This window comes from Novosphingobium sp. JCM 18896, assembly GCF_025938095.1.
Taxonomy (GTDB): Bacteria; Pseudomonadota; Alphaproteobacteria; order Sphingomonadales; family Sphingomonadaceae; genus Novosphingobium.
Genome location: NZ_JAPCZF010000005.1, coordinates 145,037 through 170,676, shown reverse-complemented (window position 1 = coordinate 170,676; position 25,640 = coordinate 145,037). Strand labels below are relative to the sequence as shown.

Below are 25,640 nucleotides of genomic sequence, written 5' to 3'. Positions count from 1 at the left end.
GCAGTTCGCGCCTGCCCGGCCTTGGTCAGAAATCGAGCGTGAGGCGCGCGTAGTAGTAGCCGCCGTTGGTGCCGTAGGGACCGTGGGTATAGGGCGCGTTGATCGTGCCCGAGCCGTTGACGTAGGGCGAACGGCCCGCGAGCAGCCAGCCCGCCGTCGACGCGTTGTAGTCGGCCACCAGCGCCGGGACCTCGGGCTTCTTGTTGAACAGGTTGTTCGCGCCGACCGAGAGGTTGAGGAACTTGGTCAGATCGTAGCCGAGTTCGAGATCGACGATGACCGCGGGCTTGACGACGCCTTCGTAGTAGCCCGGCGTACCGTCGCCGGTGATCGGCCGCACCGTGGTCGAGAACGAGTTCGGCGTCACGAGCTGGACGGTCTTGCTGTAATAGGTCGCGCGGGCGTTGGCCGAGAAGTTGCCGCTGGTGAACAGCGCGCCGAGCACGGTCTTGAAGTCGGGGCTCGACTTCTCGATGATCGCCCGCGACGACAGGTTGAACAGCGCGCCCAGGCGGCTGTTGGTGACCTTGGTCTTGTTGTAGTTGGCGCCCAGCGACAGGTCGAGCTTGCCGAAGCTGGTCTCGACCGGATAGCGCGCCGACAGTTCGAGGCCCCAGGTCTCGGTATCGATGCCGTTGGTGAAGGTCTGGATCGACAGCGAGCCCGACTGAAGCACCGTGGGATCGAGCGCCTTGCCGCTGGCGCGGATCGCGTTCTGCACGAGTTCGTAGGCGGTCACGCCGTTGATGATGTTGGTGCGGCGGATGCCCGGGGTCGGGAACGGCTGCGAGTCCTGGCCGGTGATCGAGCCCGAGGACACGATGCGATCCTTGATGCGGATGAAGTAGCCGTCGAGCGTCAGGACGAAGCGCGGGATCGGGCGGAAGACGACACCGCCCGACAGGTTGAACGACTTTTCGGGCTTTAGCGCACCGAAGCCGGCCGCGGCCGAACCCGGCGAGCTCGGTGCGAGCTGGATCGTCGCGCTGGTGGGGCCGACGTTGGTCGCCGAATAGCCCGATTCCTGCAGCGACGGTGCGCGGAAGCCCGTGCTGACCGTACCGCGGATGGCGAAGGCATCGCTGAAGTCGTAGCGCGTGGTGAACTTGCCGATCGCGGTGTTGCCGAAGTCCGAATAGTCCTCGAAGCGACCGGCGATGTCGACGGTCCACTCGGGCACCGGCTTGAAGATCACGTTGCCGTAGATCGCCACGGCCTCGCGCTTGAGGCTGCCGGCGTCGCTGAGCGCATAGCCGGGGAAGGACTGGCCACCCTCGAAATAACGCGAGGCATCGTCGCCCGCGCCGATCGAGTAGGTCTCGCGGCGGTACTCGCCGCCGACCGCGAAGGTCAGCGGATCGGAGAAGCCGACGTCGAACTCGCGGCGGACGTCGAGCTGGCCGACGAACTGGGTGAACTTGAACTCGCCGTCGTAGAACTCCGAAGGCGTGATCGCACCGGCCTGGCCCGCGGCGATCGCCGCAGCCGAGGTCGCGCTCGCCCCCGGATTCGCCGCCAGATAGGCGTTGCGAGCGTTGTTGAAGGTGTTGGTGAACATCGACGCGTTGGCCGAATGCGTCGTCAGGATCTTGGCCTTGTCCTCGGCATAGGTGAAGCCGAGATCCCAGTTCCACTCGCTGACCTCGCCGCGGAAGCCGCCGGTGGCCGAGAACTCGTTCGAGATAACCTCGATCCACGGCACCATGCCGTCGGTGACCGTGCGCTGGAGACAGGTGGCGGGGTTGGCGGTGTCGACGCAGACGCGGTTCGGCTGGCGATAGCCCTGGAGCGCCTTGCCGTGACGGCGGGAGATGTCGCCGAAGGCATAGAACTCGACGTCGCCGAAATTATAGCCGGCATTGACGAACATGACGTTCAGGGTCGAGCGCGGCTGGCCGCCGTTGATGCCGGCCGTACCCTTGCGGGCGTTGAGCGCGTCGTAGATCGGCTTGAACGCGGCCGAGACGTTGGTGACGGTGTTGCCGGTCAGGTTGACCGCCTGGAACTGGCCGTCGCCGATCGTCGTGAAGTCGTTCCAGCGGTGGAACAGGCTGACGTCGATGAAGCCGGAGTCCCCGATGGGCAGGCCGAAATTGGTGCTGAGCGCGTATTGCAGGCCCTCGCTGTCGTAATACTGGCCGACGGTGCCCTTGGCGGTGACGCCCGAATCCTGGCTCTTGAGGATGATGTTGATGACGCCGGCGATGGCGTCCGAGCCATATTGCGCGGCGGCACCGTCCTGGAGGATTTCGATGCGCTGGACGATGTCGGGCGGGATCAGGTCGATCGACGGTGCGGCCGAGCCGCCGAATGCGCCGTTGATCACCTGGAGGATCGAGTTGCCGTGGCGGCGCTTGCCGTTGACCATGACCAGCGTGTGGTTCGGGCTGACGCCGCGCAGGCGGGCCGACAGCGAGAAGCTCGCCATGTCGGTGCCCTGGGTCTGCGCCGTGAACGACGGCACGATCTGGGTCAGCGCCTGGTTGAGGTTCGGCTGACCGACCTTCTCGAGCGCGGCCGAGCTCAGCAGCTGGATCGGCGCGGCGGCATCGGCGGCCTTGGTGCCGACCTCGCGCGTGCCGGTGACGATGATGTCGTCGGCGCCCGAGGTGGTGTCGGTAGTCTGCACCTCCATCGGCTCGGCTTGTGCATAGGCCGCCTGACTGACAGTCAGGGCCGTGGAACCCATAAGAACAGCGATGGCAACTTTAGAGATACGCGACATTGGTTGACCCCCATGTTTTGTCGTATCTCTCCCGTCGTTTCACAGGTTCGATCGTCCGGTACTGATCGCCAGTATGATCGGACGACGGCCTGCGTTTGTCTTTTGCTCTCGAGTACGCCTCCCTCCCGAGGTGACGACTACCCGATTGAGCTTTCAATCCACTCGAAAGCACCCCGATTGCCCATACGCCGATCTGCGTAGGGTCCATTTCGGAGCGATACCTAGAGTGAGCGACCCGGACCTCGCTCGAATCGTGCCATCCGCGGCCGCGAGCGGGCGCCGCAGGAGTGCGCAAAGGCATGGTCGATCGGCGGACCGTTCTAAAGAATGCAGGTATGACCACGCTCGGCCTGGCGGCATCCGGCCAGGCGGCGATGGCGCAGACCCTGTTCTCGCCGCCGCCGGCCCTGGTGCCGGTCGCGGCCCGGACGGACCGCATGTTTCGCGTCACGGTCTGCCTGCGCCCGTTCCGCGCGGCGGGTCCGCGGATGGAGATCGAGCCGATCGCGGGTAAGACCGTGCTGCATCACTATGGCCACGGCGGCAGCGGCTGGTCGCTGTCGTGGGGCTCGGCCATGGAGGCCTTGCCGCTGGTGATGCAGACCGGCGCGCGCGAAATCGCGGTGGTCGGTGCCGGTGCGATCGGCATGACCACCGCGATCACGGCGCAGCGCATGGGCCTCAAGGTCACGATCTACACCAAGGACCGCTTTCCCGACGTGCGCTCGGCGCGCGCCACCGGCACCTGGTCCCCTTACAGCCGCGTGGCGATGGAAGGCGGCGCGACCGAGGCCTTCGCTACGCGCTGGGAACGCATGACCCGGCGCACCTTCACCGTGCACCAGTCGTTCCTCGGCCTAGCCGGCACGCCGGTCGAATGGGTTGATCAATACGCGCTGTCGGACACGCCGTTCGAGAAGCGGCCGAAGACCGTGATCGCCATGCCCGGCGGCGGCAGCGACAGCTTCGTCGACTACAAGGACCGGGTCAGCGACCTCGTGCCGCGGCAGGACGATCTCGCCAGCGGCAGCCACCCCTTCCCGATTTCCTTCGCGCGGCGCACCTCGACGATGCGGTTCAACGTCGCCGACCTGTTCCACCAGCTCGAAAGCGACTTCCTGCTGGCCGGGGGGCGCTTCGTGCCGATGGACTTCAAGACGCCCGCCGATTTCGCGCGGATCCGCGAGAAGGTGATCGTCAACTGCACGGGCTATGGCGCGCGTGCGCTGATGAAGGACGAGAGCGTCATCCCCGTGCGCGGCCAGATCGCCTGGCTGCTGCCGCAGACGGGCGTCGACTACGGCATCCAGTACGACCACGTCTCACTGCTGGCGCGGCGCGACGGCATCCTCGTCCAGGCGCTCGGCGCCGACGAGAGCTTCGGCTTCAACGATCCCAACGAAGAACCCGACTACGCGGCCGCGCGCGCCTCGATCGACGTCGTCGCGCGCGCCTTCCGGCCGAGAACCGCCACCGCGGCGCTCTGACCCCACTCACAAGGAGAAGACCCATGCGCTTCAAGCTTCTGTCCGCCGCGATCCTTCCCCTCGCCGCCGCCGCGCTGCTGCCCGCGGCCGCCCAGGCGCAGGTGACGCGGATCAAGAGCAATCCCCAGGCGGTGATCCTCGACGCCGCCAAGGTCAGCGGCGACAGCGAACTGATCTTCGTCTCGGGCCAGCTCGCCTCGCCCGTCGATCCGGCCAAGCCGATGGCCGAGGTCAAGAGCGTCGAGGACATGGGCGACACCAAGACCCAGACGATCAGCGCGCTCGGCAAGATCCGCCAGATCCTGGAATCGCAGGGCTACAAGCTGTCCGACACGGTCAAGCTGTCGCTGTTCGTCGCGCCCGATCCGCGCACCGGCAAGATGGACTTCGCCGGCGCGAACGAGGGCTTCAAGGCCTTCTTCGGCACGCCCGAGACGCCGGTCACGGTCGCACGTTCCACCTTCCAGGTGGCCGCGCTGGTCGGCCCGCACTACCTGATCGAGATCGAGGCCATCGCCGCCAAGCGCGCGGGGTGAACCTGCTGCAAAGAACCTTCGTCACCCCCGCGAAGGCGGGGGCCCATCTCCAGAGGTTTCGTCAGGCGGCACGCATCGGAGATGGATCCCCGCCTTCGCGGGGATGACGGCTGTATTTTTGGGGCGGGCCCAAATGCTTGCCCGCTACCGCCCGATCATCTTGATCGCGACAGCCGCCGCCGAGGACCGCGTCTCGACGCCGATCTTCTCGTAGATGTGCTCGAGGTGCTTCTGCACCGTGCGCGGGCTGATCGTCAGCACGTCGCTGATGTCCGAATTGGACTTGCCGTAGCTGACCCACAGCAGCACCTCGGCCTCGCGCTGGGTGATGTTGAGGCCGCTCTGCAGGCGCGAGACGTCGCGCTTGGGATCGAGCTCGGTCAGTTGGATCAGCACCTCGTCGCCGCGCAGGGTATCGACCACCACGAGTTCGAAGGCACCGTCGGGCTGGTCGATGCGGATCGAGGCGCCGTTGCCGTTCTCCTGCGACAGCAGCCGGCGCACCCCGCCGCGCAGTAGTGGCGGCAGCACCGTGTCGCCGCGGGTCCAGCCCGGCGCCACCCGGCCGATCGCGCGCTCGGCCAGCGGCGTGCACCAGAGCAGCCGGCCGTCACCGTCGGTCGCCATCATCATCCGCCCGGTCGCATCGAGCCCGGTGACGCTGGCGTGGACCGCGCGGCTCTGCGCCATGTGCGCGCGCACGCGCGCCAGCAGTTCGCGCCACTGGATCGGCTTGCGGACATAATCGACGCCGCCGACCTCGAAAGCCTCGATCACATGCTCGGGCTCGGTCAGCCCGGTCATGAAGATCACCGGGATCGGCGCCAGCGCGGGATCGCGCTTGATCCGGGCGGTGGTCTCGAAGCCGTCGATCCCCGGCATGACCGCGTCCATCAGGATCAGGTCGGGCTTGACGTGCGCGAGCACTTCGAGCGCGTTGGCGCCCGAGGTGGCGATCAGCACGGTGAGATCGGCGGTTTCGAGCATCGCGGTCAGCATCCGCAGCGAATCCGGCTCGTCGTCGATCACGAGCACGGTGTCGGGCCGCGGTGCCACGGCCATGTCAGACATTGTCCAGTTTCCTCTTCATGGCGGAAAGGTCGAAGCGATCGAGAAGGTCGTAAAGCTGCGCGATCAGTTCGCGCGCGTCGGGCGCGGCATCGTCGAGCGCGGCGATCTCGGCCTCGACGCCGCGAATGTGGCCGATGCGCAGCAGGTCGCGCAGCCGTTCGACGTGGACCATCGCCTGCGCCGACAGGCCGCTCGACGGCGCCGGGCTGGGAACGGGCGCGGCCTCGCGGCTTTCCCAGCGCCACGACAGCTTGAGCAGACCGCCCAGCGCATCAAGCAGCGCGTTGAACTCGACCGGCTTCACCAGGAAGAGATCGTGGACGATCACCGTGGTCTCGGGCTTGTGGAACTCCTGGACGTTGGCCGAGAGCATGACGATGTGCAGTTGCCGGCCCAGCTTGTCGCGCAGGTATGCCGCGGTCTCCCAACCCGACATGCCGGGCAGCGAAATGTCGAGCACGGCAAGGTCGAAACCCCGCCCCGCGCAAAGCGCCACCGCGGTCTCGCCATTGGGCACGGCGGCGACGTCGAAGCCCAGCGATTCCAAGAGGCTGCGCAGGAACGAGAGCTGCTGGATGTCGTCGTCGACCACCAGGATCGAGCGCCGCGGCCCCTCGTAGCCGACGATGCTGCGCGCGGGTGCCAACTCGCCCACCCGCCCCGCGACCTGGCCGAGCATCAGTGCCACCTTGAAGCGGCTGCCCGCGCCCGGCGTGGACTCGAAGGTCAGGTCGCCGCCGAGTATCTGGACGATCGCCTGGGTGATCGACAGGCCCAGGCCTGCCCCGGGCTGCACCGGGCCGCCGGCATGGCCACCGCGCTCGAACGGATCGAAGATGCGCTCGCGATCCTCCTCGCGGATGCCGGGGCCGGTATCGATCACCTCGAAGGTGGCGATCTGGCCGGCATAGCGGACCTTGAACACGACCGAGCCGACCTCGGTGAACTTGATCGCGTTCGACAGCAGGTTGATCAGCACCTGCCGCAGCCGGCTCTGATCGATCCGCACGTATTCGGGCAGCCGCGCCGGATAGTCGGCGCGGAATTCCAGCCCCTTGGCCTGCGCGCTCGGCCGCAACATCCAGAAGATCTGGTCGAGGAACTCCTCGAAGCGCACGGTATCGTGCTTGACGCGCATGATCCCGTTCTCGAGCTGGCTGATGTCGAGCAGCCCGTCGACGAGACTGGTCAGATGCTCGGCCGATCGCCGGATCACCCGCGCAGCCTCGCGCGAGGAGACCTGGTCACCGCGCTCCATCAGTTGCGCATAGCCGTAGATGGCGTTGAGCGGCGAACGGATCTCGTGGCTGACCCCGGCCAGGTAGCGGCTCTTGGCGAGGTTTGCAGCCTCGGCGGCCTGCTTGTCCTGGCTCAGTTGGTCGGCGGCGCCCTCGGCCGCCACGGCGACACCCAGCCGCGTGCCTTCGCGCACCAGCGCCGCGGCCGTGACCACGCAGATCGCGGTCAGGCAGAACAGGCCGAGGACGTGCATCTGGGTGTCGTCGGCGGTCGAGAACTCGGCGGCGAAATTGGCGGCGATGGCGACCAGGGCAAGGGCCAGCGCGAACATCGGCGCAGCGCGGAGCATGCCGATCCGCCAGGGGTTTTCCGGGACCTGCGCGCCGCGTCGAAGCCAATTCGTATTGCGGCGCAGCATCATCGGCGAGTCAGAGCTCCCCGATCGCGGGTGCGACATTCGGACGAGACGAACGTAACGTTCTACGACGTGCGTGGCTGCGACCCATGATACCCAATGCCCTCAAGCGGGGATCTTCGTTTTTTGCACTTGCGTGACGAATGTTGCATCGCACAACCGTCTTGGCAAGCGCTTCGTGTTCAGACCGCTCGACCGCGGAATTGCTTCAACCTCGGCAGGTCCAATTGGGGGAAATTCCCGAATCGAGCCGCTGAGAGGCATTGGGCGGCGGCAGTCTCGGCGCGCACCGGTGCATCCGAAATGCGCACAAAGGCGTATCAACATTTGGCGCCCTCCGCCCGATGTCGATGCCGAGGCGACGCCGCTGGCGCCGCACACGGGGGCAAAAGGGAAAATGTCGCAAAACCTCAACCCGGGGATGAGCAAGCGCGATCTGCTCAGCCTCATCGGTGCCGCGGCGGGCGGTACCGCAATGTACATGGCGATGGGCGCCTTCGATCAGGCCAAGGCCTCGAATTTCAAGGGACCGGTCAAGCTCGACGGCAGAGCCAAGGGCAAGTCGGTGCTGATCCTCGGCGCCGGCGTCGCCGGCATGACCGCGGCGCTCGAGCTCGGCCGCGCCGGCTACCAGGTGCAGATCCTCGAATACCAGGACCGCGTCGGCGGCCGTTCGTGGACCCTGGCCGGCGGCGACAGCTATACCGAACTCGGCGGCGCGACCCAGCAGGTCGGCTTCTCGGCCGGCAACTACATCAACCCCGGCCCCTGGCGCATCCCCTGGCACCACCACGGCCTGATCCATTACTGCCACGAGCTCGGCGTCGGCCTCGAGCCGTTCATGCAGGTCAACTACAACGCCTACGTCCACTCGACCTCGGCCTTCGGCGGCAAGCCGCAACGCTTCCGCCACATCCAGGCCGACTATTACGGCCACGTCGGCGAACTGCTGTCGAAGGCGGTCAACAAGGGCGCTCTGGCCGACACGATCTCGAAGGAAGACGGCGAGATCCTGCTCGAATCGCTGCGCTCCTGGGGCGCGCTCGACAAGAACTTCCGCTATGTGAAGGGGCGCGAGTCCAGCAACCGGCGCGGCTGGGACAAGGAGCCCGGCGGCGGCCTGACCGCCGAGCCGATCCCCTCCCAGCCGATGACCGCCGAGACCGTGCTGCGCTCGGGCCTGTGGCGCTCGATCGCGGGCAACCTGACCTGGGATCACGAGTTCTCGATCTTCCAGCCGGTCGGCGGCATGGGCGAAGTCGCCAAGGGCTTCGAGCGCGCGGTCGGTAAGGTCGTGCGGCTGAACAGCAAGGTCACCGCGATCCAGCAGAGCGAGGCCGGCGTCACGGTCAACTATCTCGACACCAAGTCGGGCGCGAAGATGACCGCCAGCGCGGACTATTGCATCTGCACGATCCCGCTGCCGATACTCGCGCAGATCGACATGAACGTCGGCCCCGAACTGGCCGCGGCGATCCGCTCGATCCCCTATTCGACGAGCTGCAAGGTCGGCCTCGAGTTCAAGCGCCGCTTCTGGGAGCAGGACGATCAGATCTACGGCGGCATTTCCTATACCGACCTGCCCAACAGCCAGATCTCCTATCCGAGCAGCAATTACGGCGCGAAGGGCCCCGGCGTCCTGCTGGCCGCCTATACCGGCGGCGTGCCCGGCTACGAGCTGACCGCGCTGAGCCCGCAGGAGCGCATCGCCAAGGTGCTCGAATGGGGCTCGCAGATCCACCCGCAGTTCAAGAGCGAGTTCGTCGGCGGCGTCTCGGTCGGCTGGCACCGCGTGCCCTGGGTGCTCGGCTGTTTCGGCCAATGGAGCGAGGAAGCCCGCGCCGAGCACTACAAGAACCTCTGCGCGATGGACGGCCGCATCATGCTCGCGGGCGAACATGCGTCCTACTACGGCGGCTGGCAGGAAGGTGGCATCACCTCGGCGATCGACGCCATCACCCGGCTCCATCAACACGTACAGGCGGCCTGAAGATGAAGCTCAAGACCCTTTCGCTGATCGCCGCGGCGAGCGCCGCGCTCGGCACGATGGCCACCGAGATCGCCGCCGCGCCGGCCCCGCTGCAGGGCGACGCCGCCGCGACCGGCGTGTTCACCGGCCGCGACAAGTTCGGCGAGACCAGCGGCGAGGCGATGTACCGCAATGTCTGCGCGGCCTGCCACATGCCCGACGCCAAGGGCGCACAGGGTGCCGGCATGTACCCCGCGCTCGCCAAGAACCCCAAGCTCGAGGCGAGCGGCTACGTGCTCTCGGTGATGATGCAAGGACTCAACGGCATGCCTCCTCTCGGCCGGATGATGAGCGACCAGCAGGCGGCCGACGTCACCAACTACGTCCGCAGCCATTTCGGCAACCGCTACAAGGACCGGGTGACGCCCGCTGACGCCAAGGCCGCGCGCCCACAATAACCCGCGGCGCGCGCAATAAGCCTCGCCCCGGCCCGGCGGCCGCACGCTTCGGCCCCGCGCTTACCCGGTATTTACCAGACGATGCCGACCATTCCCGCGGTTTTGGGAGTGAAAGGCACAATCTCATGCAGCGTGACATACCCGCCGCGATCGCGGCAGCGGGCCTCGCCGGCGCGAGCCTCATGCTCGGGTCCTGTGGACTGTTCGACCGGCCGGCCAAACCCGCCGTCGCCAGCCGGCCTGCAGCCCGCCCCGCCCCTCGTCCGGCGCTCTTCGAACGCCGCGCCGAAGGCAGCGAGGCGATCTGGGGCCTGCGCGCCGGACTCAACGTCGCGGCGCTGTCGTGCCGCGGGCGCGGTCGCCAGCCCGTGGCCCCCGCCTATGCCCGCATGCTGACGCGCCATCGCGGCCTGCTCGCCACGGCCTATCGCGAGGAACAGGGACGCCAGGGTCTCGGCGCTTTCGACCGGCAGCAGACGCGCGTCTACAACACCTTCGCCAACCAGGCGTCGCCCGCACGCTTCTGCCAGGCGGCGAGCACTGTCGCGCAGCGCGCGAACGCGCTCGATTCGACGCAATTCGCATCCGCTGCACCGCATATGCTGGGCGAATTGAAAGCCTCGCTGCGCCGCCCCTGAGCGGGCCAATTGCAAACCGTTCGCACCGCGGCTATCTGCGCGCCCGACGGTGCGAACGGCGGGGTGCCACGCGTCCCAGGCACGATCTGGGCCGCGCTGGGACAAGTTCCGCGCAGCGCGTGTCGTCACACCGATTGCAGCGCGATCAAAACATCGCCAAAGGGCGGCCAAACGATTCCTTATGGGATTCCACTGGCCGTGGCTGCTACCGCTTACCGTGGTGGCAAGAGTGCGGTAGACTGCGACGTCCCTCGATGGATGCGCGCGAAGGCATGGAGACTTGAATGACCGAGCAGACAGCGATTTTGACCGGGCAGCAGGCAGGCGCGCCGACGCGACATGCCGAATTGATCGCCTGGGTCGAGGATATCGCCCGTCTCGCCAAACCCGCCGCGATCCGCTGGTGCGACGGTTCGCAGGCGGAGTGGGAAGAGCTGTCGTCGCTGCTCGTCGACGCCGGCACCCTGACCCGGCTCGACAGCGCCAAGCGCCCGAACTCGTTCTACGCCCGCTCGGACCCGCGTGACGTCGCCCGCGTCGAGAGCCGCACCTTCATCTGCTCGGAAAACGAGGCCGATGCCGGCCCGACCAACAACTGGTCGAACCCCGCCGAGATGCGCACCCGCCTGAACGGTCTGTTCGACGGCTGCATGGAAGGCCGCACGATGTACGTCGTGCCCTACTGCATGGGCCCGCTCGGCTCCGAAGCCAGCGTCATCGGCGTCGAGCTGACCGACAGCCCCTATGTCGTGCTGTCGATGAAGATCATGACCCGCATGGGCGCCGGCGCGCTCGACATGCTGGGTGACGACGGCTTCTTCGTCCGCTGCGTCCACACCGTCGGCATGCCGCTGACCGAGGGCGTCGCCGACGTCGCCTGGCCGTGCAACGACGAGAAGTGGATCGTCCACTATCCCGAAACGCGCGAGATCTGGTCCTACGGCTCGGGCTACGGCGGCAACGCCCTGCTCGGCAAGAAGTGCCTCGCGCTGCGCATCGCCAGCGTCATGGCGCGCGACCAGGGATGGCTGGCCGAGCACATGCTCATCCTCAAGCTGACCTCGCCCGAGGGTGCGGTGCACTATGTCGCGGCCGCCTTCCCCAGCGCCTGCGGCAAGACCAACATGGCCATGCTCCAGCCCACGCTCGCCGGCTGGAAGGCCGAGACCGTCGGCGACGACATCGCCTGGATGCGCTTCGGCGACGACGGCCGTCTCTATGCGGTCAATCCCGAGGCCGGCTTCTTCGGCGTCGCGCCAGGCACCGGCTACAGCACCAACCGCAACGCGGTCGAGACGCTGTGGGGCAATGCCATCTTCACCAACACGGCCCTCACCGCCGACGGCGACGTCTGGTGGGAAGGCCTGACCGACAGCCCGCCCGAAGGCCTGACCGACTGGCGCGGCGAAGCCTGGACGCCGGGCAACGGCCCCGCCGCGCACCCCAACGCGCGCTTCACCGTCCCCGCCGAGCAGTGCCCGGCGATCGCGGCCGAGTGGAACGATCCGGCCGGCGTGCCGATCTCGGCGATCCTGTTCGGTGGCCGCCGCGCGACCGCGGTGCCGCTCGTGACCGAAGCCTTCGACTGGCAGCACGGCGTCTACCTGGCGGCCAACGTCGCCTCGGAAACCACCGCCGCGGCCGAAGCCAAGGTCGGCCAGCTGCGCCGCGATCCCTTCGCCATGCTGCCGTTCTGCGGCTATGCGATCTCCGACTACTTCGACCACTGGCTGCGCCTCGGCGAGAAGGCCGACAAGTCGAAGCTGCCGGGCATCTATCTGGTCAACTGGTTCCGCAAGAGCGCCGAAGGCAAGTTCCTGTGGCCGGGCTTCGGCGACAACGTCCGCGTGCTCAAGTGGATCGTCGAGCGCCGCGAAGGCAAGGCCGACGCGATCGACAGCGCCACGGGCCGCCTGCCCGTCAGCGGTGCGATCGACACCAGCGGCCTCGACATCAGCGACGAAGCCATGGCCGAGCTGCTGCGCGTCGATGCCGAAGTCTGGCGCGAAGAGGCCAAGGCCTCGGCGCAGGACTTCGCCAAGCTGGGCCAGGTTCCGCAGGCCCTGCTCGACGAGCAGGCCGCGCTGGAACAGCGCCTGGGCTGACGCCCGCAGGCTGAAAGATTGGGGGCGCGGCGCCATGGGTGCCGCGCCCTTTTTCGTGCGTGATCGTGGCGACGATCACCGCGGCGCCGGGATCGCGGATGTTGTGATCGCCCCGCCTCGCCCCTACCGTCGTGGCAAATCAATCGAGCTAGATGGGAGAAAACGGTGGCTCTGGCCGAAGATCTGCGCGCGAACCTGACCCTGCCGGCCTTCGCCGCGCCGATGTTCCTCGTCAGCGGCCCCGACCTCGCGATCGCCTGCTGCCAGGCGGGCATCGTCGGCTCGCTGACGCGCAACCACACGCGCGACTTCGAAGAGATGGAGGCCCAGCTCAAGACCGTGCGCGAGGCGCTCGACCGCTTCGCCGACACGCATCCCGGCAAGGTGATCGGCCCGCTGGCGATGAACATCTCGCCGAACTTCAGCCAGGAGGAGTTCCGCCGCCACCTCGAATGCTGCAAGCGCTACGGTGTGCGCATCATCGTCACTTCGGTCGGCGATCCGACGCTCAACGCACCGCTGGTCCAGGAATACGGCCTGCTCCACTTCCACGACGCGACGACGATCCGCTTCGCCGAGAAGGCCGCGGCGGCCGGCGCCGACGGCATCGTCTGCATCGGCGCGGGCGGCGGCGGCCATGCCGGCACGATCAGCCACCTGGCCTTCGTGCCCAAGGTCCGCGCGATCTACGACGGCATGATCGTCATGGCCGGCGCGGTCTCGACCGGCGCGGTGATCCGCGCCGCGCAAGTGCTCGGCGCCGACCTCGCCTATGTCGGCACGCGCATGATCGCGACGCGCGAATCGACGGCGCCCGAGGCCTACAAGGCGATGCTGGTCGAAGGCGGCGTCACCGACGTGCTCTACACCGCCGCGGTCAACGGCATGCCGGCATCCTGGCTCAAGGCCTCGATGCGCGAAGCCGGCCTCGATCCCGACAATCCCGGCCCCGTGCCGCCGCGCCACAACACCGACCACCTGCCCGCGGGCAAGACCCCCTGGCGCGACATCTGGAGCGGCGGCCAGGGCATCGGCCTGATCGACGACCTGCCCAGCGTGGCCGAGCTCGTCGCGCGGCTGCAGCGCGAATATGTCGCGGCCTGCGCGGTGCCCGACATGGCGGCGGCAGCAAGCGCCGCGCTGGCGCAAGGCTGATGAGCGAGGTTCGGATCACGCGCGCGGATGCCGGCGGCCTCTGCACCTTGACCTTGAACCGGCCCGACAAACTCAACGCGCTCGACACCGCCGCTTTCGAGGAACTCGACGCGCACTGCGCCGCGATCGAGGCCGCGACCGAGACGATCGGCTGCGTCGTCCTGCGCGCCGCGGGCAAAGCCTTCTGCGCCGGCGCGGACCTCGGCGCGATCGGTCTCGACCGGCACGGCCAGCTGGTCGATCCCGCGTTCAAGCCCGGCGTGGTCGATCGCCTCGCGGCGCTGCCGCAGCCGGTGATCGTGGCGGTGCACGGGGTCTGCTATACCGGCGGGCTCGAACTCGCACTGGCCGGCGACTTCATCCTCGCCGACGCGACCGCGCGCTTCGCCGATACCCACGGCAAGTTCGGCTTCGTCGGCGCCTGGGGCATGGGCCAGCGCCTGTCGCGCCGGATCGGCACGCCCGCGGCCAAGCGCCTGATGATGACGGCGCGCACGGTACACGCCGATGAGGCGCGCGACCTCGGCCTCGTCGACATGCTGGTCGAAGCGGGCGGGCTGGAGGCGTCGGTGCAGAGCCTTTCGGCCGAAATCCTCGCCAATTCGTGGCACACCAATTTCCACGCCAAGCGCATTTTGCGCGAGACCGAGGGCATGGGGCTGGCCGCAGCGCTGGCGCACGAGCGGGCGACCTATCCGGGCAATGCCCCCGACTATCAGGAACGGATCGCGCGTTTCACCAAGCGCTGATCAATCGACCACCACCCAGCCCTTCATGCCGAGCATGGCGTGCATCGTGTGCGTGCAGCGCAGCTTGTAGACGCCGCGGCGGGGAACCAGGGTGATCGCCTTGTCGCGATGCCCGCCGAGCTCGACAGCGCCTCGAAACACGTAGCCGCGGTCCTCGGCCCGGATCGTCGCGGCCTGGAAGAATTCGGGCGCGCTGAAATTGTGACTGCCGTCGCCCTGGTTGACCAGATGGAGGGTCACCGGCCGCCCCGCACGCAAGCGGATCTCGGCGGGCGCGAAGTCGAAGCTCGACAGCAGCACCGTCACCGGCTGCGCCGTGCTCCAGTCGGGCTCCTGCGCCAGCGCGGACGAGGAGAGCAGACCGGCGGTGGCCAGGGCGAGCGAGCGGCGCATGGCGCCTCGTGCCCGCGCGGCGATTGATCGCGGCTGAACGCATCCAGCGCAGCGTATATATCGGAGAATGAGTTGTCTGGCCGCGCCACCCGTCTACAACGCGGGCAACCGATAGGAGCCGCATGGCCGACCCACTTGCCCTGATCAATGCGATCGGTTGCGCCGTTCCTCCGCACGACGTCCACCAGGCCTTCATCGACTGGGCCGAAGGGCAGATCGTCGATTCGCGCGAACGCGCGCTGTTCCGCCGCATGGCCGACCGCTCGGGCATCGCGCATCGCTGGTCGGTCCTGCCCGAAGGTGTTTCGCCGACCGCGCCCGGCGGGTTCTACGGCGCGGGCATGCCGCCGACCTCCGCGCGCATGCGCATCTATGCCGATCGCGCGCCGGCGCTGGCGCTCGCGGCGATCGCACGGCTGCGCGAACAGGTCTCGCTCGACGGCATCAGCCACCTCGTCGTCGCGAGTTGCACGGGCTTCGTCGCGCCGGGGATCGACCAGATCGTCGCCGACGCGCTGGGCCTGATCGGGGTCGAGCGCACCCTGGTGGGCTTCATGGGCTGCTATGCCGCGGTCGCGGCGCTGCGCACCGCGCGCCACATCGTCCGCTCCGAACCGCAGGCGCGGGTGCTCGTGGTGACGGTCGAGCTATCCTCGCTCCACCTCCAGGACGACCACGCGATCGAGCCGCTGCTGGCGATGCTCCAGTTCGCCGACGGCGCCGCCGCGGCGCTGGTCACGGGCGATGGCGCGGGTTTCGCGATCGGCAGGCCCTTCGCGGTCCAGCTCGAGCACTCGGCCGAGCTGATCCGCTGGACGATCGGCGATACCGGCTTCGTCATGCACCTGTCGGGCGAAGTGCCCGGCCGCATCCAGTCGGCATTGCGCGACGAGGCGGTGCGCGGCGCGATGCTCGGCGAGCGGACACCGGCCGACGTCGGGCTCTGGGCGGTCCACGCCGGCGGGCGCTCGATCCTCGATGCGGTCGAGCACGGGCTGGACCTTGCCCCTGACGCGCTCGCGGCCTCGCGCGCGGTGCTCGCGAGCAATGGCAACATGTCGTCCTCGACCCTGATGTTCATCCTCGCCGACCTGCTCGCCGCGCCGGGCACCGGCGACGGCCTGGCGCTCGCCTTCGGCCCCGGCCTCGCCGCCGAGGGCTTCCGCTTCCACCGCCTATGACGCCGCTAATCGTCGGCGGCGGCCCGGCGGGTGCGGCGGCGGCGATCACGCTCGCGCGGGCGGACGTGCTCCCGCACCTGATCGAGCGGACGTCGGGCGAACACGACGTGGTCTGCGGCGGCTTTCTCGGCTGGGACGCGCTGGCGCTGCTCGGCCGGCTCGGCATCGACACCACGGCACTCGGCGCGCGGCCGATCACGCGGCTGCGGCTGATCGCGGGCAAGCGCCGGATCGAGGCCCCGCTGCCCCACGCCGCGGCGGGCCTCTCGCGCCGCAGCCTCGATGCCGCCCTGCTCGCGGCGGCCGAGCGCGCGGGCGCCGAAGTGACGCGCGGCGTCACCGTGCGCTCTGCCGATCCGCAGCGGCGCAGGGTGCGGCTGCACGACGACAGCGAGATCGCCTGCGACGCGCTGCTGCTCGCCACGGGCAAGCACGAATTGCGCGGCGTCGCGCGCCCGCTCGCCGATCGCCGCGACAGCCTGGCCGTCGGCCTGCGCGCCGCGCTGCCACCCTCGCCCGCGCGCCAGGCCGCGCTCGCGGACACGATCGAGCTGCACCTGTTCGATCAGGGCTATGCCGGGCTGCTGCTGCAGGAGGATGGCACGGCCAACCTCTGCCTGTCGGTCTCGCAGCAGCGCCTGACCGCAGCCGCTGGGCCGGCGGCGCTGCTGGCCGAACTGGCCAACGAGCTGCCCACACTCGCCGAGCGGCTTGGTCCCGACCTGCCCGCGCCGATCAGCGCGATCGCCGGCGTGCCCTATGGCTGGTCCGCCGGCACGACGACCGCCGGCCTGTTCCGCCTGGGCGACCAGGGCGCGGTGATCGCCTCGCTCGCGGGCGACGGCATCGCCATGGCGCTCGCCGGCGGGATCGGTGCGGCCGAAGCCCTGCTCGCCGAAGGTCCTGACGCCGCCGAGGCCTGGCAGGCCGGCTTCGCGCGGCGCACGGCGCGCCAGCGCAGGCTGGCCGAAATGCTGCGGCACGGCGCCGAACGACGGCTCGGCCGCGCCGCGCTGATGGCCTTGCTACGGCTCGCGCCCGGCCTCATCACCCCCGCCACCCACCTGACGAGAACCCACTGATGCTTCGCCGACTGTTGCCGCTCCTGCTTACCCCGCTCCTGCTCGCAAACGCCCCGGCCAGCGTCGAGGGCACCTGGCGCACCGACGACGGCAAAGGCCTGGTCCGCATCGGTCGCTGCGGCGCGCAGACCTGCGGCTGGATCGCCAGCGTGCTCGACAAGCGCCCCGGCGTGCCCTCCACCGACGTCAACAATCCCGACGCCAAGCTGCGCGGCCGGCCTCTGCTGGGCCTGGCGACATTGACCGGCTTCACCCGCGACGGCGCCGTGTGGAAAGGCGGCCGCGCTTACGATCCCAAGACCGGGCGTTCCTATCGCGCGACGCTCGAACTCAATCCCGACGGCTCGCTCAAGGTCACCGGCTGCGTGCTCGTGATCTGCCGCTCGCTGCGCTGGACGCGCGCCGGCTAGTCGTTCGGCTTGACCGCGAACTCCTTGTCCGAAGACAACCGGCCGTCGAAGCCGAACAGCGCCGCAACCTTGCCCGACCGCTCGCCGAGGTCCCTGGGATGGAAGAAGGCCTCGTCGGCCATCACCCGTGGCATCAGGTCGCGCACCTCCTCGATCGTCGCCCCCTCGCCGATCGCGCCCTCGTTCTCGGCGAGGGTGATCCGCGCGATCCGGCCGCCGCCCATGGCGAAGATTTCCCCGTTCACGTCACAGTCCTCGCTGAGCAGCCAGGCGGCGCCGGCGGCGACCTTCTCGGGCGGCATCGTTGCGTGGAACCACTCGGCATAGGCCGAGGGATGGAACCGCTCGGTCATCCGCGTGGTCGCCGAGGGCGACACCGCGTTAACGCGAACGTTGTCCTTCATCCCCTCCAGCGCGAGGCAGCGCGTAATGCCGATGTAGGCGGCCTTGGCCGCGGCATAGTCGGTATTGCCCATCGCCCCATAGATCGCGCCCGAGGGCATGAAGACGATCCGCCCATAGTGCTGCCGTGCCATGTGCGGCCAGGCCGCGCGCGCCATCCACAGCGCAGCGAAGGGATTGACCCGCATGACCAGTTCGAGATCGCGGCTCGATAGCCGGTCGATCGCCTTGAGATCGGGGCACGGACTGGCGAAATGGACGAGCCCGTCGATCCGCCCGAAGGCCGCCAGGCTGGCCGCGACCGCGGCATCGGCGCCATCCTCGGTGGCGAGATCAGCGGTGCAAGCCACGGCCGTTCCGCCCGCCGCGACGATCTCGGCAACGACGGCGTCCGCCGGCGCCTGGCTCGCCGCCTCGCCATCCATCGCCGTGCCGTTGTCGGCCACCACGACCTGCGCGCCGCGCGCGGCCAGCAGCAAAGCCGTCGCCCGCCCCAGCCCGCGACCACCGCCGGTGACGAGCACCGCGCGGCCGTCGAAGCGAATATCGGTTCCTGCCATCGCTCTATCTCCCGCAAGACAGGCTAGGCCCGCGCGGCGCGATTGCAATCGGCGGCTCGCGTCCCCATCTGAACCGGGCAGCGCGCCCCCGCTTGCGGGCGCTCGCGCGGGCCTGTACAGGCCCCGCAACTTTTCAACTTTCCGAAATCGCAATCCCCAGAGGAACCCGATGGCCGCCCAATACGCCTATGTCATGAAGGGCATGACCAAGACCTTCCCCGGCGCCCCCAAGCCGGTGCTGAACAACATCAGCCTGCAGTTCTACCAGGGTGCCAAGATCGGCATCGTCGGCCCCAACGGCGTCGGCAAGTCGACCCTGATCAAGATCATGGCGGGCATCGACACCGATTTCACCGGCGAGGCCTGGCCCGGCGAGAACATCACGGTCGGCTATCTCGAGCAGGAACCTCAGCTCGACAACAGCAAGACCGTGCTCGAGAACGTCAAGGACGGCGCGCGCGAGACCGCCGATCTGGTCGACCGGTTCAACGAGATCTCCAACCTGATGGCCGATCCGCCCGAAGACGCGGACTTCGACGCGCTGATGGACGAGATGGGCGAGCTTCAGGGCAAGATCGACGCGGTCGACGGCTGGACGCTCGACAACCAGCTCGAACTGGCGATGGAAGCCCTGCGCTGCCCGCCGGGCGACTGGCCGGTGGACAGCCTCTCGGGCGGTGAAAAGCGCCGCATCGCGCTGACCCGCCTGCTGATCCAGAAGCCCGACATCCTGCTGCTCGACGAACCGACCAACCACCTCGACGCGGAGTCGGTGGAATGGCTGGAAAATCACCTCAAGGAATATGCCGGCGCGGTGCTGATGATCACCCACGACCGCTACTTCCTCGACAACGTCGTCGGCTGGATCCTCGAGCTCGATCGCGGCAAGTACTTCCCCTACGAGGGCAACTACTCGACCTACCTCGAGAAGAAGGCCAAGCGCCTCGAGCAGGAGGACCGCGAAGAGTCCGGCCGCCAGAAGGCGATCAAGGACGAGCTCGAGTGGATCCGTCAGGGACCCAAGGGCCGCCAGACCAAGTCCAAGGCGCGTATCGCCAAGTTCGACCAGCTGGTCGAAGCGCAGCAGAACCGTGCGCCCGGCAAGGCCCAGATCGTCATCCAGGTGCCCGAGCGCCTGGGCGGCAAGGTGATCGAGGCCAAGAACCTGACCAAGTCGTTTGGCGACAAGCTGCTGTTCGAGAACCTCTCGTTCATGCTGCCGCCGGGCGGCATCGTCGGTGTCATCGGCCCGAACGGCGCGGGCAAGTCCACGCTGTTCAAGATGATCACCGGCCAGGAACAGCCCGACGAAGGCGAGATCGACATCGGCACCACTGTGCGCCTCGGTTATGTCGACCAGAGCCGCGATCACCTCGACGACAGCAAGAACGTCTGGGAGGAAATCTCCGACGGGCTCGACTACATGAAGATCAACGGTCACGACCAGTCGACGCGCGCTTACGTGGGCGCGTTCAACTTCAAGGGCCAGGATCAGCAGAAGAACGTCGGCAAGCTGTCGGGCGGTGAACGCAACCGCGTCAACATCGCCAAGATGCTCAAGCGCGGCGGCAACGTGCTGCTGCTCGACGAACCGACCAACGACCTCGACGTCGAAACCCTCGCCGCGCTCGAAGAGGCGATCGAGAACTTCGCCGGCTGCGCCGTGGTCATCAGCCACGACCGCTTCTTCCTCGACCGTCTGGCCACGCACATCCTCGCCTTCGAGGGCAACAGCCACGTCGAATGGTTCGAAGGCAACTTCGAGGCCTACGAAGAGGACAAGCGCCGCCGCCTCGGCGACGCCGCCGACCGCCCGACGCGCCTGGCCTACAAGAAGCTGACGCGGTGATTTCGCGGAGCGGAGGCAGCGCGGTCGATCCCGCGCTGCCTCCGCTCTACGCTACGGCTCAAAGATCTTTGGTGGAGACGCGAATACCCGATAGGGTAACGGCCTCGACAGACTCTCCGAACGGAACGCAACGGCTTTCGGCATAGGTATCTGCGCGTGGGGCATAGAGCTGGTGCACTTGCCCGGCCTTGAGGTCCATAACCCAATATTCGGCAACGTTGTTGGCAGCATAGAGAGCGGCCTTTTGGCCAAGATCGAAATCCGCAGTGGTGTCTGCGATCTCCACGATCAATGCGACAGTCTCGACCCGGATAGGGCCCGTCATCGGGGTTTCGCGTGTGATGAAAACGTCGGGCTCAGGCATGTTGCCGCCGGACATGACAACGGAACCTTCGGACCAGGCTTCCAATCCCGCGGTCGAAGCGTCGCAGGCATCGGCCAAGCGCCTGAGTAGCCTGACTTTAGCCTTCACATGCTCACTGAACTGCGCGTTCACGACGAAAATCGTTCCATCGATGAGTTCCGCCTTCGCATAGGCTTCGAACGCGCCCGAACGGTCGAGAAGGAGAAAGTCCTCCACCGTCAATTTTGCCCGCTGCGGACTGTCCATGACCTCGTGAACCGTCATGACCTGCAAGCTAACACAGCCTTCTCGCTCGTCCAACCCGAGCCCAAAGGCGATGCGTCCAAAACCGACCTCGTCATTAATTTAATGGGCCGCCAACATGAACAAAAGGCTACCAGACCGGTTCACGATCATGACAGCGCGAATCGGGTATTCCTTCATCAACAGTCGCCGCGATGGCGTGGCGCAGGGATGATGGAGCGGGCGGCCATGGCCGTAGGCAAGTTCATGAAATCGGGCGGGATCGCGGCGCTGGCCGCGGGTCTCGCGGTATTGGCGGTTCCGGCCCAGGCGCAGGAGCGCGGCGGTTGGGGCGGTCGTGGCGGCGGTAACGCCACCGCGCAGCAGAACAACGGCGGTAACGGTGGCACTCCGAGCTGGCGCGGCAATGGCGGCGGCAGCGAGGGCGGCGGCGGTTGGCGCGGTGGCGGCAATCGCGGCTTCCGCAGCGAACAGTCGGGCAGCGTCACCAGCCCAGCGCCGATCGAGGCGCGGCCGCAGCGCAACTGGTCGCGCAGCGACGGCAACGCCGGCGCAACCGGCAACAGCAGCGGCTGGCAGGGTCGTGGCAACGGCGCCAATACGGATGGGGGCAACCGCTGGAGCGGTTCGCGCAATCGCCCGGCGGAACAGGCCCAGGCGGCCCCCGTCCAGCAACAGCCCAGCCAGGCCGAAGCCCAGCGCCGCGCCTGGAACGGAAACGGTACCGGCCAGTGGCAAGGCCGCGACCGGGATCGGGACCGCGATCGTGAGCGCGCCGCTGCGAACCAGAATTGGCGGAACGACAACAACGCCAACCGCTGGCGCAACGACAGCAATTCCAACTGGCGCGGCAACGACGCCTGGCGGGGCAGCAGCCGCGAAAGCTGGCGCAACAACGACCGCCAGAGCCTATCGCGCAACTGGAACCGCGATTGGCGCCGCGACAACCGCTATGACTGGCGCGGCTGGCGCAGTTCCAACCGCGACGTCTTCCGGCTGGGTGCCTATTCCGCGCCCTATCGCAACTACTCGTACCGGCGGCTGAACTCGGGCTTCTATCTGGACACGCTGTTCTTCGGCAGCCGTTACTGGATCAACGACCCGTGGCAGTACCGCCTGCCGCCGGCCTACGGACCCTATCGCTGGATCCGCTACTACGACGACGCCCTGCTGGTAGACACCTATTCGGGCGAAGTGGTCGACGTGATCTACGACTTCTTCTGGTGATGCCCTACCGGTGAGTGGACCGGTACCGAGCCCCCGCTCGCAAGGTGCGGGGGCTCGACGCATTTCTGCCATTCGCGCCTTGCCCTTCGCCGGGCTTCGACTAGGCATGGCGGGACGATGATCCGCCCTTCTCCTTCGACCGCATGAGCGCTGCCGCCGAAAGGGCCGCGCTGGCGCGCATCGGCGCTTCGGTGCGCCAGCGGCTCGAAGCCGATCCCACGGTCCACCGCGTCGCGGTGGACGAGGCCGACGTTTTCGTCGTCGGCGGTTTCCTCGACGCCGCCGAATGCGCGCATCTGATCGCAACGATCGACCGCGTCGCCCAACCCTCGCGCACCTATGACCCCGAGACCGGCCCGCGCTATCGCACGTCCTACTCGGGCGACGTCGATCCCAACGATTCGTTCGCGCGAATGATCGAACGGCGGCTGTGCGACCTGCTCGGCATCGACGCGAGCTGGAGCGAGACCTTCCAAGGCCAGCGCTATCAGGTGGGTCAGGAATTCCAGGCCCACTACGACTGGTTCGACTACGAGGCCGCCTACTGGCCCGGCGAGATCGCGCATGGCGGCCAGCGCAGCTGGACCGCGATGGTCTATCTCAACGACATGGAAGACGGTGGCGCCACCGACTTTCCCGATCTCCATTTCAGCGTCCAGCCGCAGGCCGGTGCGCTACTGATCTGGAACAACATGCGGCCCGACGGGACTCCCAATCCCAAGGTCCGTCACGCGGCGCAGCCGGTCACCGGCGGCGTCAAATATGTCATCACCAAATGGTTCAGGACGCGTCCGTGGGGCTGAAAATCTCGATACAATCTCTGCCGCTGACCGCGTTGCTCCTTCTCGCGCCACCCGCGCTAGCCCAATCCCAGACGACGAACCCATCGCAGGCCGGAGCCGAATTCGACGAAGAGGCCCGGCTCGACCGCGTCTTCACCGACGATGCCCGGCGCGAGGACGCGCTCGATCCGCTCGACGCGCTCTATCGCGGCGCACGCGTCGATCCCGCGGTTCTCGCGCAGCTCTACACCGACGCGCTCGATCGCCGCATTCTCGGTTCGGCCGAGCAAAGCCTGCGCGCGCTCGGCCAGATCGACCGCGCGCGCCTGACGCCCGAGCGGCAGATCTCCTACGACGTCTTCGCGCGCTCGAAGCGCGAACAGGTCGCCTGGCTCCAGCCCGACATGCGCGCGCTGACCGGCGTGCGGCCGTTCAACCATTTCGGCGGGCTCCACGTCGAATTCTCCTCGCTGATGTCGAGCGAGGGCGCGATCCGCTTCGAGAAGGACAGCGACTACCGCGCCGCGCTGCTGCTCGACGCCGCCTTCGGCCGGGTAATCGACAATGCCATCGTCCGCTTCCGCCAGGGCATGGCCAGCGGCGTGGTCGAGACCAAGCTCACGGTCACCAACATGATCGGCCAGCTCGACGCGATGACCGCGCAGCCGATCGAACAGTCGCCGTTCTATTCGCCGGTGCTCAAGTTCCCCGAGAGCCTGCCCGCAGCGCGGCGCGCCGAACTGCGTACCGCCTACGCCGCGACGATCGGCCAGACGATCTATCCGGCCTACCAGCGGCTGCGGCAGTTCCTGTCGGACGAATACCTGCCCGCCGCGCGCGATCAGGTGGGCCTGTCGGCGATGAAGGGCGGCGCGACGCTCTATCGCCGGCTGATCGAGCGCGAGACCACCTTGAAGCTCGATCCCGAGGAGGTCCACAAGCTGGGCCTGTCCGAAGTCGCGCGGATCCAGCGCGACATGGACGGCGTGCGCCGCGAGATGGGCTTCGCCGGCTCCCTGCGCGAATTCTTCGACCACATCCGCACCGACCCGCAGTTCCATCCCAAGACCGCACAGGAACTGAAGGACGGCTTCGCCCGGATCGCGCGCGAGGTCGATGCGCAGATCCCGCGGTTCTTCCTGCAGGTGCCCCGGACCCCGCTGCTGATCCAGCCCTATCCCGAGTTCCGCGCCAAGTACGAGGCCGGCGGCAGTTACAACCAGGGCGCCTCGGACGGCTCGCGGCCGGGCATCTTCTATTTCAACACCTACGACCTGCCGAGCCGCTTCCTGACCGGCATGGCGACGCTCTATCTGCACGAGGGCATCCCCGGGCACCATTTCCAGATCAGCCTCGCGCAGGAGGACACCAGCCTGCCCGGCTTCCAGCGCTTCGACGGCAACAACGCCTTCGTCGAAGGCTGGGCGCTCTATGCCGAGACGCTCGGCTATCCGATGGGCTTCTACAAGGATCCGATGCAGCACTGGGGCACGCTCGATGACGAGATGCTGCGCGCGATGCGGCTGGTCGTCGACACCGGGCTCCACGCCAAGGGTTGGACGCGCGAGCAGGCGATCGACTACATGCTGGCCAATTCGGGCATGGGGCGCACCGACGCGACGGCCGAGGTCGAGCGCTATGTCGCGATCCCCGGCCAGGCCTTGAGCTACAAGATCGGCGCGCTGACGATCCAGCGGCTGCGCGCCAAGGCCGAGACGGCGCTGGGCGACCGGTTCGACATCCGCCTGTTCCACGAACAGGTGCTCGGCTCGGGCGCGCTGCCGCTGCCCGTGCTCGAAGCCAAGATCGATGCCTGGATCAATGCCGTGCAGAAGCTGAGCGGCGCCTAGCTGCGCTTCTCATGCGCCAGCATCGCCGCGCGCAGCGCGGTCGCGTCGCTGAGCGCGTTGTGCGGGCGCGTCCCCGGCATGATCGGGCCGATCAGCACCGGATCGACGAGTTCGAAGCGGATCGAGCGGATCGGCTTCATCCGCCCCGGCCCGGTCACCAGCAGCCTTGCGGCATGGGCCAGGTCCTCGGGCCAGTCGGCGACGAGCAGCGGATCGGGATCGTCGATCAGGTAGTCGGCGAAACCATCGACCAGTTCGCCGCGGCTCACCGGCGCGACGTCGAGCACGGGCAGAACGTGCTCGGCCACCCAGGCCGTCGGTGCCGGACAGGCGAGCGCCGCATAGAACGGCGGCGCCGCCTCATCCTCGGGCACCAGCGCGATCGAGATCAGCTCGCCGCCGAACCCGTTGTATTCGGCGTCGAGGAAATAGCGCATCAGATCTCAGCGTAATCGACGACCGGCCGGTCCTCACGCGTGCCGCGATAGCGCGCGGTCGGGTCGTTGGCGTCACCGGCGATGATGACGTGGTCGTCGTGGACCTCGAGCAGGGTGCCGACGAAGGGAAAGCCCTCGAGGCTGCCGGTCACGCGATAGCTGACCGTGTCGCCGACCTTGAAGGTCTCCGGCTTGAAGTTGAATTCGAACGGGCAGTTCTCGCCCGTCTCGCCCATGCCTTGCATCACCAATCTCCTTTGCCGGGAAAATAGCGATGGTGGCTCACAAATGCAAAAGGCCGCCGGATCGCTCC

23 protein-coding genes are annotated in these 25,640 nt (G+C 67.8%); 15 read left to right on the top strand and 8 right to left on the bottom strand.

Features of this window, described 5'->3' with window-relative positions:
- Positions 1–25: 25 nt before the first annotated feature.
- Positions 26–2,689, bottom strand: a complete 2,664-nt coding sequence (locus tag OLX23_RS18090) for a TonB-dependent receptor plug domain-containing protein (RefSeq protein WP_264446435.1) — start codon at positions 2,687–2,689, stop codon at positions 26–28.
- Positions 2,690–3,060: 371 nt separating this feature from the next.
- Here OLX23_RS18090 and OLX23_RS18085 point away from each other — a divergent pair, with 371 nt between their 5' ends.
- Complete coding sequence (locus OLX23_RS18085; protein ID WP_264446434.1) at positions 3,061–4,212, top strand: FAD-dependent oxidoreductase; 1,152 nt, start codon at positions 3,061–3,063, stop codon at positions 4,210–4,212.
- 23 nt (positions 4,213–4,235) lie between these two features.
- Positions 4,236–4,748 carry a Rid family hydrolase gene (locus OLX23_RS18080; RefSeq protein ID WP_264446432.1) on the top strand — a complete coding sequence of 171 codons (513 nt, stop codon included), beginning with the start codon at positions 4,236–4,238 and terminating at the stop codon, positions 4,746–4,748.
- 144 nt (positions 4,749–4,892) lie between these two features.
- Here OLX23_RS18080 and OLX23_RS18075 read toward each other — a convergent pair whose 3' ends face one another.
- A complete protein-coding gene (locus OLX23_RS18075; RefSeq protein WP_264446431.1) occupies positions 4,893–5,819 on the bottom strand; it encodes a DNA-binding response regulator in 927 nt (308 codons plus the stop codon).
- A complete protein-coding gene (locus tag OLX23_RS18070; protein ID WP_264446430.1) occupies positions 5,812–7,407 on the bottom strand; it encodes a hybrid sensor histidine kinase/response regulator in 1,596 nt (531 codons plus the stop codon). Before OLX23_RS18070 ends, OLX23_RS18075 begins: the two co-directional genes overlap by 8 nt.
- Before the next feature lie 463 nt (positions 7,408–7,870).
- Between OLX23_RS18070 and OLX23_RS18065 the strand changes: the two genes are divergently transcribed.
- From OLX23_RS18065 to OLX23_RS18040, 6 genes are all read left to right on the top strand, one after another.
- Positions 7,871–9,463, top strand: a complete 1,593-nt coding sequence (locus tag OLX23_RS18065) for a flavin monoamine oxidase family protein (protein WP_264446429.1) — start codon at positions 7,871–7,873, stop codon at positions 9,461–9,463.
- A gap of 2 nt (positions 9,464–9,465) precedes the next feature.
- Positions 9,466–9,900: a c-type cytochrome gene (locus OLX23_RS18060; RefSeq protein WP_264446428.1), complete on the top strand. Its 435-nt coding sequence runs from the start codon at positions 9,466–9,468 to the stop codon at positions 9,898–9,900.
- A 125-nt stretch (positions 9,901–10,025) separates the two neighbouring features.
- The gene (locus OLX23_RS18055) at positions 10,026–10,538 is read left to right on the top strand and encodes a hypothetical protein (protein ID WP_264446427.1); all 513 of its coding nucleotides are present in this window, start codon (positions 10,026–10,028) and stop codon (positions 10,536–10,538) included.
- A gap of 284 nt (positions 10,539–10,822) precedes the next feature.
- Positions 10,823–12,643, top strand: coding sequence for a phosphoenolpyruvate carboxykinase (GTP) (locus OLX23_RS18050; RefSeq protein ID WP_264446426.1), 1,821 nt, complete (start codon positions 10,823–10,825; stop codon positions 12,641–12,643).
- A 165-nt stretch (positions 12,644–12,808) separates the two neighbouring features.
- Positions 12,809–13,798 (top strand): NAD(P)H-dependent flavin oxidoreductase, encoded by a 990-nt coding sequence (locus OLX23_RS18045; RefSeq protein WP_264446425.1) that lies wholly within the window; start codon positions 12,809–12,811, stop codon positions 13,796–13,798.
- The gene (locus OLX23_RS18040) at positions 13,798–14,547 is read left to right on the top strand and encodes an enoyl-CoA hydratase/isomerase family protein (RefSeq protein ID WP_264446424.1); all 750 of its coding nucleotides are present in this window, start codon (positions 13,798–13,800) and stop codon (positions 14,545–14,547) included. The genes OLX23_RS18045 and OLX23_RS18040 overlap by 1 nt, the downstream gene beginning before the upstream one ends.
- Here the strand turns inward: OLX23_RS18040 and OLX23_RS18035 are convergent, their stop codons facing one another.
- A complete protein-coding gene (locus OLX23_RS18035; RefSeq protein WP_264446423.1) occupies positions 14,548–14,940 on the bottom strand; it encodes a cupredoxin domain-containing protein in 393 nt (130 codons plus the stop codon). It abuts the gene before it with no gap.
- A 122-nt stretch (positions 14,941–15,062) separates the two neighbouring features.
- On the opposite strand from OLX23_RS18035, the gene OLX23_RS18030 reads away from it, so the two are divergent.
- The 3 genes from OLX23_RS18030 to OLX23_RS18020 are packed head-to-tail and all read left to right on the top strand — an operon-like array spanning position 15,063 to position 17,613.
- Positions 15,063–16,121, top strand: coding sequence for a type III polyketide synthase (locus OLX23_RS18030; RefSeq protein ID WP_264446422.1), 1,059 nt, complete (start codon positions 15,063–15,065; stop codon positions 16,119–16,121).
- Positions 16,118–17,203: an NAD(P)/FAD-dependent oxidoreductase gene (locus OLX23_RS18025; RefSeq protein ID WP_264446421.1), complete on the top strand. Its 1,086-nt coding sequence runs from the start codon at positions 16,118–16,120 to the stop codon at positions 17,201–17,203. The genes OLX23_RS18030 and OLX23_RS18025 overlap by 4 nt, the downstream gene beginning before the upstream one ends.
- On the top strand, positions 17,203–17,613 hold the full coding sequence (locus OLX23_RS18020; RefSeq protein ID WP_264446420.1) for a DUF2147 domain-containing protein: 411 nt from the start codon (positions 17,203–17,205) through the stop codon (positions 17,611–17,613). The genes OLX23_RS18025 and OLX23_RS18020 overlap by 1 nt, the downstream gene beginning before the upstream one ends.
- Here the strand turns inward: OLX23_RS18020 and OLX23_RS18015 are convergent.
- Positions 17,610–18,575, bottom strand: coding sequence for an SDR family NAD(P)-dependent oxidoreductase (locus OLX23_RS18015; protein WP_264446419.1), 966 nt, complete (start codon positions 18,573–18,575; stop codon positions 17,610–17,612). The genes OLX23_RS18020 and OLX23_RS18015 overlap by 4 nt on opposite strands.
- Positions 18,576–18,744: 169 nt before the next feature.
- Between OLX23_RS18015 and ettA the strand changes: the two genes are divergently transcribed.
- Positions 18,745–20,424 (top strand): energy-dependent translational throttle protein EttA, encoded by a 1,680-nt coding sequence (gene ettA / locus OLX23_RS18010; protein ID WP_264446418.1) that lies wholly within the window; start codon positions 18,745–18,747, stop codon positions 20,422–20,424.
- Positions 20,425–20,482: 58 nt separating this feature from the next.
- Here the strand turns inward: ettA and OLX23_RS18005 are convergent, their stop codons facing one another.
- Positions 20,483–21,052: a Uma2 family endonuclease gene (locus tag OLX23_RS18005; protein WP_264446773.1), complete on the bottom strand. Its 570-nt coding sequence runs from the start codon at positions 21,050–21,052 to the stop codon at positions 20,483–20,485.
- 207 nt (positions 21,053–21,259) lie between these two features.
- Between OLX23_RS18005 and OLX23_RS18000 the strand changes: the two genes are divergently transcribed.
- The 3 genes from OLX23_RS18000 to OLX23_RS17990 all read left to right on the top strand — a co-directional run bounded on the left by OLX23_RS18000 (position 21,260) and on the right by OLX23_RS17990 (position 24,890).
- On the top strand, positions 21,260–22,258 hold the full coding sequence (locus OLX23_RS18000) for an RcnB family protein (RefSeq protein ID WP_264446417.1): 999 nt from the start codon (positions 21,260–21,262) through the stop codon (positions 22,256–22,258).
- Between the two features lie 143 nt (positions 22,259–22,401).
- On the top strand, positions 22,402–23,061 hold the full coding sequence (locus OLX23_RS17995) for a prolyl hydroxylase family protein (RefSeq protein WP_264446415.1): 660 nt from the start codon (positions 22,402–22,404) through the stop codon (positions 23,059–23,061).
- The gene (locus tag OLX23_RS17990; protein WP_264446414.1) at positions 23,052–24,890 is read left to right on the top strand and encodes a DUF885 domain-containing protein; all 1,839 of its coding nucleotides are present in this window, start codon (positions 23,052–23,054) and stop codon (positions 24,888–24,890) included. The genes OLX23_RS17995 and OLX23_RS17990 overlap by 10 nt, the downstream gene beginning before the upstream one ends.
- Here the strand turns inward: OLX23_RS17990 and OLX23_RS17985 are convergent.
- Both OLX23_RS17985 and OLX23_RS17980 read right to left on the bottom strand, forming a co-directional pair.
- A complete protein-coding gene (locus OLX23_RS17985; RefSeq protein WP_264446413.1) occupies positions 24,887–25,327 on the bottom strand; it encodes a hypothetical protein in 441 nt (146 codons plus the stop codon). The two genes, OLX23_RS17990 and OLX23_RS17985, sit on opposite strands and share 4 nt — an antisense overlap.
- Complete coding sequence (locus OLX23_RS17980; RefSeq protein ID WP_264446412.1) at positions 25,327–25,572, bottom strand: hypothetical protein; 246 nt, start codon at positions 25,570–25,572, stop codon at positions 25,327–25,329. The genes OLX23_RS17985 and OLX23_RS17980 overlap by 1 nt, the downstream gene beginning before the upstream one ends.
- Positions 25,573–25,640: the final 68 nt, after the last annotated feature.